We start from the raw sequence: 14,934 nt of genomic DNA, 5'->3' as shown, positions 1-14,934 counted from the left end.
GATCAGCCTATTGCTGCTCTGCCAGATAGCGCCACAGCTTAACATCGACTTCCGAATTCTGTATGGCTTCGTTCAGCCATTCTTCGAATAGCCAATCGGCAAGCTTGAGCCGAATTTCCTCGGTTAATGAAGCCGGCATCACGTCCCAAACATGCAGCAGCCGATAGGCAGTACCGAACGGAAATGGCCCCACCGTCTGTCCGGCTTCCGCACCAAAAACGGATGCTTCCTCTTCCCCGCTCAACTGGGCTCGGCTAATCAACCCGACATAACCGCCGTCATACTTGCTGCTGCTGTTCAAGCAATAGGTCTGCGCCAGCTTATAGAACGGCTCGCCCTCCTCCAGCTGAAAGAGCAGCTCTTGCGCCTGCTCTCTACTTCCGATGACCAATTGAGAAACGTTAGCTGTATCAAAGGAAAGCCGATTTTCCAGAAAACAGGCATCTATCCGATCTTCCGTCACGAGTCGCTTCACCTTCTCCGTCAGCAGATGGGCTTTGGCCGTCTCGAACAGATCGGCCGTCGTCAAACCTCGCCGACTAAGCCACTCCAAGGTTTCCGCCACGCTGTATAGTCCCCGTTGCTGCCTCAACTCGTTAGCTTTCGCTTTCCATTCCTGCTCATCGACCGGGATCTTGTGCTCTTCGGCAAATGCTAGCGTTACGGCCCTTCGAATGCTGTCTTCGAACGCGGAAAAACCGCCCTCCATGCTGGCAAGCTTCAGTACATCGCGCAGGTGCGATTCCGTCCCGTTCACGCTGAACGTTACAAGTTCCATAGCATTCATAACCTTAGCCCCTCTTCGCGTTGAAATTGAAAAAACCTAACGACAGTTAGGTTTCTTCGTATCGACTACCTGATTGAACATGAATGAATTCATCGCTGCATGCTGATTGTGTCTTTGCGCTTTAGTTCGGACCCACGGGTTTCTTACCTGGGGTTGAGCTTTGTTGAAATTGGGGTGGTGGGGTGAATTTGATGCCTGGGTTGGATGGAACAATTACAGGCGGTTTGCTCATAGCGGGCATATAGCCAAACTGGCCTGCACTGAAATTGCTTGAACCGCCTGGATTGCTTACCTTGATGAGGCCATCTATAACTTGTACGTGAAGTCCGGGGGCGAGCACCGGCGGAGTCGCTGCCGCTCCTCCAGTGGCTTCTTTCATTTCCTGCTCCGTCAACGGCTTTTCCAGTTCGTCTAGCTGAAAGTCTTTTGCCTCTTTGTCTTTGGACATCGCTAATCACTCCCATTTATTAGACTTTTCCAGCTCGATTGGCGGACAAACGTTCCACGCTCTCAAGATGCAATATATTCCATTTTACCATACAAGGTTACAAATTGTCACAACTTTCATGGGCGGCATGTTTATGGTTGATGCAAGGTTTGTTCCGAGGAACCAAGCCGATGATTCAAGTATCTCGCCGCCACGAATAGGAAATCGGAAAGTCGATTTACATATTTCACTACAACCGGATTAATCGCCTCCTCCGTTCGAACCTGAACAATCCTTCTCTCTGCACGGCGTACAATTGTCCTTGCCACGTGCAGCGCGGCCCCGGTTCCATGTCCGCCCGGGAGTATAAAAGTGGATAGAGGGGATAATTGAGCCTCCATCTTGTCAATCTGTTCTTCCAGGTACACAATATCCTCTTCCACAATGGGCCATTGGACTTTTTTGCCGTTAGGTGTCGCCAGTTCGGCCCCCACATGAAAGAGTTTGGTTTGGATGACTTGAAAGATTGGTAGAATATCGGTTACCTGTTCGCCCGGAGGCAGTAAGGCAAGTGCCAAACCAATCAGGGAGTTGGCTTCATCGCAAGTTCCATAAGCTTCGACCCGCGGCGAATGCTTTGACACCCGCTGCCCGTAAACAAGGCTGGTTTCCCCTTGGTCTCCTGTTTTTGTGTAAATTTTCATTTCATTCGCACTCCTCTATAGGAAACAATAAACCCTACATATTCCGACGGTATTGACCACCGACTTCAAATAATGCGGCTGTAATCTGTCCAAGTGAATTTACTTTTACAGCTTCCATCAGCTCTTCGAAAATATTGCCGCCTTGAAGGGCTACTTGTTTCAGGCGTTCTAGTGCGATAGGTCCTTCATCTTCGTGCTTCGACCAAAAAGCTTGAAGATTCGCGATTTGGGTTCGTTTTTCTTCGTCCGTCGAACGTGCCAGTTCAATATCATCCGAGGTCTCATTTGCACTGTTCGGATTAATGAACGTGTTCACCCCAATAATAGGCAGCTCTCCTGAATGCTTCCTATGTTCATAGAGAAGGGATTCTTCTTGAATTTTGCCTCTTTGATATTGGGTCTCCATCGCTCCAAGCACTCCCCCTCGATCATGAATACGCTGGAATTCAGCCAAAACGGCTTCTTCTACGAGGTCGGTCAGTTCGACTACGATATAGGAACCTTGCAGCGGATTCTCGTTCTTCGCGAGACCCAATTCTTTATTGATGATCATTTGAATGGCCATAGCCCGGCGCACGGAGTTCTCGGTCGGGGTCGTGACGGCTTCATCATAGGCGTTCGTATGCAAGGAGTTGCAATTGTCATAGATCGCCATCAACGCTTGCAATGTCGTGCGGATATCATTGAAGTCCATCTCTTGAGCGTGCAAGGAGCGGCCGGATGTTTGGATATGGTACTTCAGCTTTTGGCTTCGTTCATTTCCGCCGTACTTATTCTTGATGACGGTAGCCCAAATTCGTCTCGCCACCCGCCCCATAACGGTATATTCCGGATCTAAGCCGTTGCTGAAGAAAAAAGACAAGTTGGAGGCAAAATCATCAATATGCATGCCGCGGCTTAAATAGTATTCGACATAGGTAAATCCGTTCGCCAGCGTAAAGGCTAGTTGAGAAATAGGATTGGCCCCGGCTTCGGCAATATGATAGCCGCTGATGCTGACGGAATAGTAATTGCGCACCTTATGATCTATGAAATATTGCTGGATATCCCCCATCATTTGTAGCGCGAATTCGGTAGAGAAAATGCATGTGTTCTGCCCTTGGTCCTCCTTGAGGATATCCGCTTGAACTGTACCACGAACCGTTTGGAGCGAATAAGCTTTGATGCTCTCGTATTCTTCGGGGTCCGGTTGTCTCCCATTGGCTTCGGCGAACTTTTCAACTTGCTGATGAATGGCGGTATTCATGAACATGGCCAGAATCATAGGTGCAGGGCCATTAATGGTCATCGATACGCTAGTCGAAACATGGCACAGGTCAAACCCGGCGAACAACTTCTTCATGTCGTCCAGTGTACAAATACTCACGCCGCTATTTCCGATTTTTCCATAAATGTCGGGACGGTAATCCGGATCTTGGCCGTACAAGGTGACGCTGTCAAATGCAGTGGACAATCGTTTGGCTTCTTCATTCTGGACGAGGTAATGGAAGCGGCGGTTCGTGCGTTCCGGCGTTCCTTCCCCGGCGAATTGGCGTTTCGGATCTTCATTCGTGCGCTTGAACGGGAATACGCCTGCCGTATAGGGAAAATAACCGGGCAAATTTTCCTTGAACAGCCAACGCAGCATTTCACCGCTGTCCTCATATCGGGGTATACTGACTCGCGGAATCTTGCTGCCGGAGAGCGATTCTGTATACAATTCAGTTACAATTTCGTTATCGCGGACTTTGGTCACCAGTTGATCCTGTTGATACACTTCGCGGATACGCTGCCACTCTTCCAGCATCAGCTTGCTTGACGAATCCAGCCTGGTTTCATAATAGGCGAGCAGCTCGTCAAGCTTCGTTACCAAGTGTTGAGCTTCCCTATCCGACATCAACGGTCCATGGTCCGTCTGAACCAGCTTCCGGGTTCCCCTCAATTGGAACAAATGCCGGGCAACCGCTACTTGTTCTTCCATAAACTTCTTGTAATGCCGAACGGTCTGCACGATCTCTCCCAAGTATCCGGACCGCTCCGGCGTAATAATCAAGTTTTTCTTCGTCACTTTCTGAACCTTGTCATCATAACAAGTCGGCCAGCTGGTGTTCGTTTTCTTCTCCACGATCTTCATCAGATTGGCGAACAATACATTCGTTCCCTGATCGTTAAATTGACTCGCTATCGTCCCGAATACCGGCAGCTCCTCGTCGGGAATCTGAAACAACTGTCGGCTTCGCTTGTACTGCTTGCGCACGTCTCGAAAAGCATCTTCGGATCCCCTGCGTTCAAACTTGTTAATTACGATGATATCTGCAAAATCAATCATATCGATTTTTTCCAGCTGGGTCGCCGCTCCAAATTCACTTGTCATTACATACATCGATACGTCGCAAAGATCGACAATGCCTGAAGCCCCTTGTCCGATGCCGCTTGTCTCGACAATTACAAAATCATAACCGGCTGCTTTTACAACCTCGATGGCTTCCTTCGTGGCGTTACTTACTTCAGATTTAGATCCCCGTGTGGCCATACTCCGCATGTACACGCCCGGATGGTGAATCGCATTCATCCGAATTCGATCCCCTAACAGCGCTCCCCCTGTCTTCATTTTGGAAGGGTCGATGGAAATAATGGCAATGGTACGACTCGGGAACTGCTCGAGGTAACGCCGCACCAATTCGTCGGTCAATGAGCTTTTCCCAGCTCCGCCTGTTCCTGTGATGCCTAATACGGGGACGATTGGCTTATCCGCTTGCATTTGTTTCAGAGCTGCGAGAATGGATTTATTTGTGCTTTCCTGTTCCGATTGTTCTTCCGCAAGTGTAATCCATCTCGCGATGACTCCCCAGTTTCGCTCCTGCAGTCCAGCCGGCTCTTGCCCCACCTGCTTCGGTGTCGGGAAGTCGCATTTCCGGATCATATGGTTGATCATGCCTTGCAAACCCAGCTTACGTCCATCGTCTGGAGAAAAAATGTTGGCGATGCCGTATTCACACAATTCCTCGATCTCGGTAGAGATAATCACTCCTCCTCCACCGGCGAAAATCTGGATGTGACCGGCTCCTTCTTCTTGAAGCAAATCATACATGTACTTCAAATACTCCATATGGCCGCCCTGATACGAACTGATGGCGATCCCATGCACATCCTCTTGAATCGCCGCATTCACGACCTCATGAACGGATCGGTTATGTCCGAGATGGATGACTTCTACACCGGATGCCTGAAGAAGGCGTCTCATGATGTTAATGGAAGCATCATGACCATCGTACAAGGCTGCGGCCGTAACAAAACGTACGTTATGAGTCGGACGATACACCTGCGTTTCCACCATTCATCCCACCTTTAGAGGATGTCTTTACGCCAACGAAATCAGAACAGATTGCTATCCGGACCATAGCTTTCGATCTTGTGCTTTATACATTGCAGAAACCGGCCGCATATCAGACCGTCTAACACCCGATGATCCAAGGAAAGGCAAATATTCATCCTATCTCGAATCGCAATCATCTGATTATCGATCACAACGGGCTGTTTGATGATCGCTTCTACGCTTAGAATAGCGGCTTGCGGATGATTGATGATAGGAGCAGAGAGCACTGAACCAAAGGAACCGTTGTTCGTAATGGTAAAGGTTCCGCCGGACATCTCATCCACCGAAAGCTTGCCTTCCCTGCTCTTCCTGGCCAATTCATCTACCGATTTCGCTAGTCCGAGAATGCTTTTCTGGTCGGCATCCTTTATGACTGGAACATAGAGTGTGTCCCCAGCAGCCACGGCAATCGAGATGTGAATCGCTTTTTTGATGATGATGTTGTCGCCTGCCCACTGCGAGTTGACCATTGGAAATTCTTTTAGCGCCTCAACTACAGCCTTAATGAAGAATGGCAAATAGGTAAGCGGTATTCCTTCTTTTTTCTTAAAATCTGTTTTGACCTGGCTGCGGAGATGGACCAGATTGGTAACATCGCATTGGACCATGATCCACGCGTGAGGTGCGTCATGCTTGCTTTGTACAAACCGACGGGCGATGGTCTTGCGGATAGCAGTCACGGGAATAATCCGGTCTTCTTGACCGACTGGACTATTAATCGACATGGAGGGACCTTTAGTTAGATTAACAACTTCCGGGACGATATCTTTCGGAGTGACTGCCGGGAGAACAGAGGCGACTGCCTTCCGGACGGTCGTTGCCTCTAGCTGACTCTTGCTTTCTACGAATTCCATGATATCGATTCGAGTAATCCGGCCACCTGCTCCCGTTCCTTGTACCTTGGACAGATCCACATTGTGCTCTTGGGCCAGCTTCAGAACGGCAGGTGAAAGTGGTGGATCGGCACTTTCCGGGATGGCAACGGCTGCGGTCAATGGGGCATGGAGATCAGGTGCTTTAGCTGCTGCGCCTTCCAAAGCCAGACAGCAAATCAATGTTCCAACGGGAACGGTCTCACCTTCCTGAACCACAATCTCCGAAATGGTTCCCTCGAACATGGACGGTACCTCGGCCACGACTTTATCTGTTATTACCTCACAAAGAGGGTCATACTTCTTTACCCGATCCCCTACCTTCACCATCCATTTGGAAATGGTACCTTCCGTTACACTTTCTCCAAGCTGGGGCATGATCACGTTTTCAGCCATGGTTATCTCCTTGTTGTATAATTAACTTTTGGCTAGTACCTTCATCGCTTCGTACACTTTGTCGGGATTCAGCATAAAAAACTTTTCCATGATGCCGTTATATGGAACAGCAGGGACGTCGGGCCCGCAAAGACGCTTGATTGGCGCATCCAGCTCATACAAACATTGCTCTGCGATAATGGCTGACACTTCACCACCAATGCCCCCCTCTTTGTTGTCCTCATGAACGATGAGCACTTTCCCTGTCTTCCGAGCAGCCTCAACAATCGCTTCCTTATCTAACGGATAAAGCGTGCGCAAATCCAATATATGGGTGCAATATCCGTTTTCTTGCTCTAACTTTTCGGCGGCTTGCAGGGCAAAATGCAAAGTCAATCCATACGTGATCACCGTAATATGTTTTCCGACTCTTTTGACATCCGCCTTTCCAATGGGTACGACGTAATCTCGGTCAGGCACTTCTCCTTTAATCAGACGGTAACAGCGCTTGTGTTCGAAGAACAGAACCGGATCTTCATCGCGAATGGCTGATTTGAGCAACCCTTTTACATCATACGGAGTCGAGGGAGCCACGACTTTTAACCCCGGAATATTGCAAAACATCGCTTCCACGCACTGTGAATGGTAGAGGCCTCCGTGAATGCCGCCCCCATAGGGAGCCCGAATCACCAACGGACAGTTCCAATCTCCATTCGAACGGTACCTCATTTTCGCTGCTTCGCTCACAATTTGGTTGACAGCCGGCATAATAAAATCGGCAAATTGCATCTCCGCCACGGGCCGTAATCCATATGCGGCAGCCCCGATGGCCACACCGGCTATGGCCGATTCCGCAAGGGGAGTATCGATCACACGCTTATCTCCGAATCGTTCATATAGGCCTTGAGTAGCCTTGAAAACGCCTCCCTTGAAACCGACGTCTTCGCCTAATACAAACACTTTGGGGTCCCGGTCCATCTCCTCACGGAGTGCCGAATTAACCGCTTCAATATACGAAATGAGAGCCATCGTTGTTCCCCCTTATTCCGCGTATACATGTTTCAGAGTATCTTCGGGTGCGGGAGCCGGAGCCGCCTCGGCATATTCCGTAGCTTCATTCACTTCCCTCGCGACCCAATCATGGATCTCCTTCTCCATCTCATCCGTCATGACCCCGTTTTCTTGTAGATACTGGTAAAAAAGAGGGATCGGATCTTTCTTCTTATCTGCCTCTACCTCTCCCTTCGGGCGATACTGACGATCATCGTCATCGGAGGAATGAGGGGTAAACCGGAAGCAGCGGGCTTCGATTAATGTAGGACCCTCTCCTCTTCTCGCTCGATCTACAGCCTCTTTCATAACCCTATATACTTCCAACGGATCGCTGCCGTCGACGCTGAACCCCGGGAACCCATATCCAATGGCCCTGTCCGCGATACTGCGGCAAGCGACTTGCTTGGAATAGGGGATGGAAATGGCGTATTTATTATTCTCGCAGAAGAAGATGACAGGTAGTTTGAACACGCTGGCAAAATTAGCACCTTCATGAAATTCGCCCTGATTGCTTGAGCCTTCGCCAAAGGAAGTATACACAACCAGATCCTTGCCCTCCATTCTCCCTGCCAGAGCTAAACCGACGGCGTGGGGAACTTGTGTGGCAACCGGACTGGAACCGGATAAAATCCGATATTTCTTCCCACCAAAATGTCCCGGCATTTGCCGCCCGCCGCTATTCGGATCCTCGGCCTTGGCGAATGAATTGAGCATCAGATCTTTGGCCGTCATGCCAAAGGGGATCACCACCCCGATATCCCGGTAATAAGGACAAAGATAATCTTTCCGATTATCCAGCGCATAGGCTGCCCCGACTTGAGCGGCTTCCTGGCCTTGACAGGAGAGTACAAGCGGAATCTTGCCTGCGCGGTTAAGGAGCCACATCCGCTCGTCTACTTTACGGGCCAACAGCATATCCCGATACATGCCGAGAACTTGTTCATCGGATAAACCTAAGGTTCGGTGACGAAAGGTTCCTGAATTCACCATCGCATGCCCCTCCTAGAAGTTACTTATAACGGATGATGTTCACACGGATCCCAGTCGGGCGCATTGTGCCCGCTTTTTATTACCTAACCTATGCCCTCACTGTAAGTTGCATTCTTAAGATAAAAAAAAGCGCTAGAGAAGATCACTCTAGCGGTCCTTGGCGACCCGAGTTCAGTTGTGCGCGCGGGAGGGCAGGAAGGTGGGCTACGATTGCTGTTGTGTTAGGGTTCCCTTGATTATGATGTTTAGAGGTAGGAACCCTACCACAAAGGCAACCACTTCGTTTCTCCGCTCCACCTCCCTGCCCTTCTGTTCTACTTTAGATGAGAAGCTTCTTGGATCAGATTAATGCAGGGTAGATGTAGACAAATTCGACATCTAACCCGGAAAACAGGCCGTTTACGGATCTAGTTGTCGAAGATTTATACATCTAAACCCTCAAACTCTTCAAATTGCACCCCTTTTAAACTCAAAACCCGTCGAAATGGGCCTTAGATGTCGAAATTTTGTACATCTAGACGCGAAAAATCACCGAAACAGCCTATCTGTGTATAAATCATCGACATCTACTTTAGCCCGCTAAAGAAAATCTAATATATACTAGCCCCTATCACTATAAAAAAAAGGGCAACACCTCGAATTATATATTTTCTGATGTATTATGAAAAAATTAGGGACCTGAGTTCCCTTATCCTTCGCAGTGCCTACTTATCTGCAGGAATAAGGGAACTCAGGTCACCTAAATCAAAATAAAGCCTTTTATTCACAGCTTTCTCGATGATTAGGGATCTCAGGTCCCCTATTCCAGTCTATTCCTAGCGTCTCGTAGAGATAAGGGACATTTTGTTCCCTATCTCTGGAAGCGGACTGGATTTGAACTCTTAGCTAGAGATTCTTTGACCAGCAAACTCCTTTGCTAAGCCCACTGAACAAGAAAGATATACTAAAAAAGGGAGATACCCGGATGCTTCAGTACGGTAAAGAACTTAAACTTTCTTATCAGTTAAAATAATGGGGCTGTCCCAAAAAAGTAGATAAATCTACTTTTGGGACAGCCCCATTATTAATACAAATTCTAATGGATCGTTGTCCAACAACCTTCATGTTTTATCGAGCGAGGGCTGATCTGTGAATTGCTTGACTGCCCGAATCGTTTCTTGTAGCGAAGCAATAGTTTAGCACCTTACATGTTTGCGTTTGAAACCAATTTGCCCTTTATCTACTGCCTTTTGGATATTATCGGAAGCGAGTAGGAACTTGCTTTTTGTTTTGTCCTTTTTGACTTCTACGGGCCCTACTGCCTTTGCGGTCTCGACCGCCTTCTCATGGAGCGGCCGATAGGATACCCCCACTGTGTAAATAAAATTATTCATAGCGTATTTAGTTCGTTCGGGAGAATCGTGAATCGTATTTTCCACAGTTTCAAGCATTTTGGCTATTTTGCTTTCGGCAAATTCACCGTCCGGGCGATTACCCAAAAGCCAGCAGTAACAACTCCAGCCGGCTGACATTCTCAGCTCTTCGCCGCTTGCGATCCATTTATCAGCAACTTCTTGTGCAATATCTGCTTCTGCCAAGGTTACTGCAACCACATAATCGGACAGCATATAAAAATAAGCCGCATCCATCCAACGCTCAAAATCCGCTTCAGTCATTGCTTTTGGGTCTGCAATTATGCCGGCAAAGTACATGGCGTCGTAGTTCCCTGTGTTGTAAAGCTGCTCAGCCAAAGGTTGATTTATTTTAATTTTCTTGACGATGGGCTTCATCTCGCCTGTAGCCACGCCAAAAAGCGGTTCGTGCGCGCCATTGGATCCGTAAATTTTCTTGGTTCGTTCCTTGCCCAGAGCTTCAAGCTCCTGCATAACCATTTCTAAATTCATTGTTTAACACTTCCTTCTTTTTGGAGATTTTGCCCTTTTCTAGCCCAGACTCGATATTTCCTACATCTGTTAGCATAAGTACTTACTATTAAGACTATATCAGATTTAAGTAAGTATTTGTAATTGTACTTCCATCTTACTTCTCACAATAAAGCTCGCACCTCGCGTTGTGGAGTTTAGCATCAAATATATCCCAAATCGAAGCACAATGGTAAAATAGAGTAATACAAAAACAACCTTATTTCCACTGGAGGAACAACTTCATGTTTTCCTTTTTACGCTTAATTATTGTTTCCTTTGCAAAACACAAGAAGCAAACCACCCTTCTGCTTCTAGCAATTTTAGTGGAACTAGCCTACGAAACCTTTATGCCCTTGAGCTTCAAATTCATCGTTGATTTAGCAATTATCCCGCATCATTATTCTCTGCTAGTCTTCATCCTCTGTCTTATGGTTTTTTTAGCATTGGCTTCAGTAGCCATAGGTATTTACCGGGATCGCATGTTTGCAGGTCTCGGCACCAAGATCGTGACAAATTTCTATAAGAGGATGTATGACAAGCTCCAGCATCTTTCCACAGATTTTTATCACCGTGTAAATGGCGGGGATATCGTATCACGCTTTAACAATGATCTCATCTCGATCGATACCTTTATAATGCTTGTTCCTTACGCAATTTTATCGATATTCGGATTAATCCTAAATATAGGCGTGCTTTTTGTATTGCAATGGCAGCTGGCTCTTCTCGCCATAGTGGGTCTACCCTTATGTTTAATCGGCCCAAAGCTCTTCGGCCAAAAAGCCTACGATGCCAGCTATAAGCTTAAGGATGAGCAGGCGAATCTCGCAACAGCTGTACAGGAAAATGTAAGTGCACAGCCAGTCGTCAAAGCATTTGGGCTGCAAAACTTACTCATTGGACGGTTTAACGATCGGATGTCAAACTATTCGCGCATTTCCACGCAATCCAATTTCTCCAACTTCTTAATTGACCGAACAACGAATATGGGAACGATGATTCTGAACTTGATGACCATTTGCACGGGATCCATGCTTGCCTTCTTCGGCCTTCTCTCGATTGGATCATTGCTTGCCTTTAGTGCAATTCTTCTTAATCTGAGCTATTTGGTAGCGGCGATCACCTGGCTCGCACCACAGTTTCTTCAAGCCTCTGCGGGAATGCAACGAGTGCGTGAGCTTTTGGAGGAACAACCCTCAGTTGCAGATGAGGAACCTGCAGGAATATTATCGCATTTCCAGCATGAAATCGAATTTCGGAATGTAACCTTCGCCTACACACCTGAACAACGCAGTCTTAATGGCGTTAGCCTAACTATTCCTAAAGGGACATATGCAGCGTTTGTTGGCGCCAGCGGCTCTGGTAAAAGCACGGTAATTAACCTGCTGATGCGATTCTACGACCCACAAGAAGGGATGGTATTATATGATGGAATGAACATTCGTCAAGTAACCCAACATTCACTTCGCTCACAAATTGGCATTGTTTTTCAAGAGAGCTTCTTATTTCATTCCACCATTCGCGAGAATATTCACTTTGGCAAACCCGAAGCCAGTGATGAGGAAGTCATTGCCGCGGCAAGAGCAGCGGAAATTCACGATTTCATTATGAGCCTGCCCGACGGGTATGATACCGATGTGGGGGAACGTGGCGGACGCTTATCTGGCGGGCAACGCCAGCGTGTGGCAATAGCACGGGCCATTATACGCGACCCTGCAATTCTCATTCTGGACGAAGCGACCTCGGCTCTGGATCCAGCAACAGAAGCAGCTATTAATATTACTCTGAAACGGATCACGGCGATGCGGACTGTCATATCTGTGACTCATCGTCTTGCTTCAGCAGAACATGCGGATTGCATCTATGTTCTTCATAAAGGTGAGATTGCAGAGCAAGGCACGCATCAACAGCTAATGAATATTCAAGATGGACATTATAAGCAATCCTTGCAAAAGCAAACAGGCTTTCAAATTAGCGGAGATGGCTATCGTACTGAGGTGCGTGCAGAGCGTCTGAAAATGTTCCCGATCTTCTCTGAGATGGATGCTGATTTTTTGGAAGGAATTTCGCATTTTTTCGCAACAGAGGCTTATGCAAAGGATCGGACGATTATACATGAAGGAGATCCTGGGGATAAGTTCTACGTTATTGTGAGAGGCAAGGTTGAGGTTTTAAAAGTGGATACCAATGGAATCAATCACAGGGTTGCTGTTCTGAGCGATGGTGACTTTTTCGGGGAAGTTGCTTTGCTTCACAAAATTCCCCGTACGGCCACTATTCATACATTGACTCCTGTTGTATTCATTACCTTGCAGCGAGACTTTTTCCAATCTCTGATTGAACAAGCGCCTCATATGGCTGCATTCATGGCTGCCCGATCCAAATAAATTAAACGAACGGAGTCAATCAGGATGTGCTGATCCGCAGCAATAGCCACTTTGTCCTTAAATTCAGGACGAATCAAATGGGCTAACGGTTGCTCTACATGATTGTAATGCCGGAATGCATCAAGCGCCTGTGCATCCCACAAATCCGCATAAAGCAATAAATCTCCTGGCATCACCATCGTTCGATCTGTGCCTTTTTCAGCAAAACACTCAAAGGGCTCATCTACATTGAGTGAACCATAATCATCCGTTAGCTGCTCCCCTGGATAGATGTCACGAACGGCAATTTCAACCTCATAAGCCGTTCCAATACAATTGGCATGGAAGCTGTGGTTAACAAACCGCCCATTATCCCAGCAAAGGATAAACTTCCCGTTCTGATTGCGGTAGGAATACTTCAAAACCAACGCCTTACGGTCATTATCCAGAGCAGCAACGAGTGATGGTTCAAGAATTTGATCCAAATCGTCAAGCGCCCAGGTTAAGGTTCCCTTAGGAATGAATTTAGTCGCAAATACGCCAAACCCAATCTGATCGTCAATATAACGTAACTCTGTGTGGGGGTGCATCATCGGTGAACACTCCTTGTCAAATGTTGGCTATTTAAGCTTTCTTAAATAATTATCGATGGACTTGTTAATTCCTGCTTCTTCCAAAATAATTATTATGTTTTTCCCTCACCCCTCTGCTTCTTGGTGAAAGTTAGTCATACACCCGATGATCTGATAAAATAAATTCAATTATGTACGATTAAGGGAGGCTGCTGCGATGGGTTCAGTTGGTCGAAACGATCCGTGTCCTTGCGGAAGCGGTAAAAAATACAAGAAATGCTGCCTTGAGGCGGATACAGCTAAAGAATTAGAGTCCTATAAAAAACAGCAGGTCGAACAACAAATGATGCAAGATCATTACGGCATTCTTTCCCATGAGGATCTAGTAGACAGTATCTGTGAACAAATGGAATGGTCTCGACAGGAATATGAACAGGTCGCTTTGCTAATTGCTCATTCCATGCATAAAGAGTACGAGCCTCACAAAGTATATGAAGCAGTCGCTTTCTGGAACCGCTATGCAAATGATGCATTACCTGCGATAAAGAAGACAGAGGTCTTCTCTGCTGCAATAGAATATACCATTATAGAAGCTTACGGTTTAGAGGGTACTCAAGCAGAGCTCGCTGAAAAGTACAAGGTTTCGGTTAGTTCGATATCCAGAAGGTTCCAAGAGATTATGGCATATACCTCGGAAGATGGAGAAGGAATGGATTGGAACGAGGAAGAGAATGAGGATGACGATTACTTCCCCAATCCCGAGAAGTATTTATCGGATTCTTTGCCTGCATTACGCAAGGCCATGGATCAAGAACGCAAAAAATTAGACAAGCAATATTTCAAGGAAGATACAGGCCACTTCTGGCTTATATATGAAACCCGTCCCTTCATGAGAGCGAAATATTCCTATGCGGAAATGCTCTGGCTAAGTGGAAATACTCAAGAGGCGATCACTGAACTAGAGGAAATCCTCGTACTGAACCAAATGGATAACCTTGGAGCCAGATACTTGTTGCTCTCCGCATATCTGGAGGCCAAGAAATTGCAAGAAGCCAGGCAATTACTGCAACACTATGAGGATGATGCTTCCGCAGTATTTGTTTATAACCGCATTATTCTCGAGTACTTGTCCAAAGGGTTGACTTCCGCACTGAAAATGCAGTACCGTATCGCTTTTAAGCAAAACCCATTTGTCCCCGACTACCTTTTGGGTAAAAAGGCGATCCCTGCTGAGCTTCCGGAATTTATCGGTATGGGAGACGAGAATGAAGCGATCGACTATGTGGCTTATCATGCACGACTATGGGCCAAGCAGTTGGAATTATGCCGTTGGATGGCAACCCAATCGTAACTCTTGGACTTCGAGCGACCCTACCCAGGGAATCGGTGTACTAGTAAAAAGCCACTGGAACGAAACTGTTCCAGTGGCTTTCCTTATGTTGTTTAATGGATGAACTTCCAAGAATCTACGTCTGCTTGCCGCCGATGTCGATTGTTTACCCGGCTGCTTGTGCGGACCAGGCAATCATTCA

At 47.2% G+C, this 14,934-nt stretch carries 11 protein-coding genes; 2 read left to right on the top strand and 9 right to left on the bottom strand.

The features are described 5' to 3' along the window. Positions 1 to 7 precede the first annotated feature (7 nt). The 8 genes from AC58QD_RS20995 to AC58QD_RS20960 all read right to left on the bottom strand — a co-directional run bounded on the left by AC58QD_RS20995 (position 8) and on the right by AC58QD_RS20960 (position 10,446). Complete coding sequence (locus AC58QD_RS20995) at positions 8 to 787, bottom strand: peptidylprolyl isomerase (protein WP_497336896.1); 780 nt, start codon at positions 785 to 787, stop codon at positions 8 to 10. Between the two features lie 121 nt (positions 788 to 908). After that, a complete protein-coding gene (locus AC58QD_RS20990) occupies positions 909 to 1,235 on the bottom strand; it encodes a hypothetical protein (RefSeq protein ID WP_497336894.1) in 327 nt (108 codons plus the stop codon). Between the two features lie 131 nt (positions 1,236 to 1,366). After that, a complete protein-coding gene (locus AC58QD_RS20985; RefSeq protein WP_497336892.1) occupies positions 1,367 to 1,918 on the bottom strand; it encodes a cob(I)yrinic acid a,c-diamide adenosyltransferase in 552 nt (183 codons plus the stop codon). 34 nt (positions 1,919 to 1,952) lie between these two features. Next, positions 1,953 to 5,231: a fused isobutyryl-CoA mutase/GTPase IcmF gene (icmF, locus tag AC58QD_RS20980; RefSeq protein ID WP_497337057.1), complete on the bottom strand. Its 3,279-nt coding sequence runs from the start codon at positions 5,229 to 5,231 to the stop codon at positions 1,953 to 1,955. Between the two features lie 41 nt (positions 5,232 to 5,272). Further along, entirely contained in the window at positions 5,273 to 6,541 is a 1,269-nt protein-coding gene (locus AC58QD_RS20975; RefSeq protein ID WP_497336890.1) for a dihydrolipoamide acetyltransferase family protein, read from the bottom strand. A gap of 21 nt (positions 6,542 to 6,562) precedes the next feature. After that, positions 6,563 to 7,549: an alpha-ketoacid dehydrogenase subunit beta gene (locus AC58QD_RS20970; protein ID WP_497336888.1), complete on the bottom strand. Its 987-nt coding sequence runs from the start codon at positions 7,547 to 7,549 to the stop codon at positions 6,563 to 6,565. Positions 7,550 to 7,561: 12 nt separating this feature from the next. Further along, positions 7,562 to 8,563, bottom strand: a complete 1,002-nt coding sequence (locus AC58QD_RS20965; protein ID WP_497336886.1) for a thiamine pyrophosphate-dependent dehydrogenase E1 component subunit alpha — start codon at positions 8,561 to 8,563, stop codon at positions 7,562 to 7,564. 1,175 nt (positions 8,564 to 9,738) lie between these two features. Next, positions 9,739 to 10,446 (bottom strand): DNA alkylation repair protein, encoded by a 708-nt coding sequence (locus AC58QD_RS20960; protein WP_497336884.1) that lies wholly within the window; start codon positions 10,444 to 10,446, stop codon positions 9,739 to 9,741. A gap of 263 nt (positions 10,447 to 10,709) precedes the next feature. On the opposite strand from AC58QD_RS20960, the gene AC58QD_RS20955 reads away from it, so the two are divergent. Further along, complete coding sequence (locus AC58QD_RS20955) at positions 10,710 to 12,851, top strand: ATP-binding cassette domain-containing protein (RefSeq protein WP_497336882.1); 2,142 nt, start codon at positions 10,710 to 10,712, stop codon at positions 12,849 to 12,851. Here the strand turns inward: AC58QD_RS20955 and AC58QD_RS20950 are convergent. Further along, the gene (locus tag AC58QD_RS20950; RefSeq protein WP_497336880.1) at positions 12,815 to 13,423 is read right to left on the bottom strand and encodes an SET domain-containing protein; all 609 of its coding nucleotides are present in this window, start codon (positions 13,421 to 13,423) and stop codon (positions 12,815 to 12,817) included. The two genes, AC58QD_RS20955 and AC58QD_RS20950, sit on opposite strands and share 37 nt — an antisense overlap. Before the next feature lie 196 nt (positions 13,424 to 13,619). Here AC58QD_RS20950 and AC58QD_RS20945 point away from each other — a divergent pair, with 196 nt between their 5' ends. Then, a complete protein-coding gene (locus AC58QD_RS20945; RefSeq protein ID WP_497336878.1) occupies positions 13,620 to 14,753 on the top strand; it encodes an SEC-C metal-binding domain-containing protein in 1,134 nt (377 codons plus the stop codon). The last annotated feature ends 181 nt before the right edge of the window (positions 14,754 to 14,934 follow it).

The organism is Paenibacillus sp. J2R1T-4, assembly GCF_059692235.1.
The sequence above is the reverse complement of the archived record's forward strand: the minus strand, read 5'-3'. Positions and strand labels throughout refer to the sequence as shown.

Coding starts and splice junctions, on each gene's coding strand:
- AC58QD_RS20995 (WP_497336896.1), bottom strand. CDS start 787: ATGAATGCTATGGAACTTGTAACGTTCAGCGTGAACGGGACGGAATCG.
- AC58QD_RS20990 (WP_497336894.1), bottom strand. CDS start 1,235: ATGTCCAAAGACAAAGAGGCAAAAGACTTTCAGCTAGACGAACTGGAA.
- AC58QD_RS20985 (WP_497336892.1), bottom strand. CDS start 1,918: ATGAAAATTTACACAAAAACAGGAGACCAAGGGGAAACCAGCCTTGTT.
- AC58QD_RS20975 (WP_497336890.1), bottom strand. CDS start 6,541: ATGGCTGAAAACGTGATCATGCCCCAGCTTGGAGAAAGTGTAACGGAA.
- AC58QD_RS20970 (WP_497336888.1), bottom strand. CDS start 7,549: ATGGCTCTCATTTCGTATATTGAAGCGGTTAATTCGGCACTCCGTGAG.
- AC58QD_RS20965 (WP_497336886.1), bottom strand. CDS start 8,563: ATGGTGAATTCAGGAACCTTTCGTCACCGAACCTTAGGTTTATCCGAT.
- AC58QD_RS20960 (WP_497336884.1), bottom strand. CDS start 10,446: ATGAATTTAGAAATGGTTATGCAGGAGCTTGAAGCTCTGGGCAAGGAA.
- AC58QD_RS20955 (WP_497336882.1), top strand. CDS start 10,710: ATGTTTTCCTTTTTACGCTTAATTATTGTTTCCTTTGCAAAACACAAG.
- AC58QD_RS20950 (WP_497336880.1), bottom strand. CDS start 13,423: ATGATGCACCCCCACACAGAGTTACGTTATATTGACGATCAGATTGGG.
- AC58QD_RS20945 (WP_497336878.1), top strand. CDS start 13,620: ATGGGTTCAGTTGGTCGAAACGATCCGTGTCCTTGCGGAAGCGGTAAA.